Annotated in this window: 1 protein-coding gene; it reads right to left on the reverse strand. The window is 56.0% G+C overall.

Annotation, left to right across the window (positions count from 1 at the left end; all coding sequences use genetic code 11):
* Positions 1–341 precede the first annotated feature (341 nt).
* The coding region (locus U9S71_RS20910) for a hypothetical protein (RefSeq protein ID WP_326329803.1) at positions 342–527 on the reverse strand (186 nt) is incomplete at its 5' end.

The following is a 527-nucleotide window of genomic DNA, read 5'->3' on the forward strand; positions in this document are numbered from 1 at the left end:
TTGGTATGGACCAGCAGTTCATCATCGGGGACTTTTGAAAAGCCTCCCCGGGCTTCGTGTTTAAAGTTCATAACTTTAACTAGTTAAATGAGACCATAACAACCGGGACCATCCCGGTCTATATGAGCAAATTAGTATGGCCTCGAAGGCAGGAACGAACGTTGGCGGAAATTGGCGGAAATTGGCGGGATTTTACGCCAAATCGCGCCAACATGGGTGGTGGTGCCTGCTAACCATGCTGATAGACCCGAGTTCCGTCGTACAACAAGTCGACTTCCCCGGACTACGAAGCGACACCCACGGACGACGACGTCGCACCCCCATACTACGACGTCGCACCCTCATACTACGATGCCGCCGCGACGTACGACGACGACGCTTCGAGGGGCTACGGTGCCGCGCCCCCGTACGGACTGGCCGCATCGACGGACTTCGACAAGGCTTGCAGGGGCTACGATGCCACGGCCATGGACGACGGCAAGGCTTCCACGTATTTCTTTACGGCATCGAGGGACTACGATAAGGCA

The organism is Parapedobacter flavus, assembly GCF_035818675.1.
Classification (GTDB): Bacteria; Bacteroidota; Bacteroidia; order Sphingobacteriales; family Sphingobacteriaceae; genus Parapedobacter; species Parapedobacter flavus.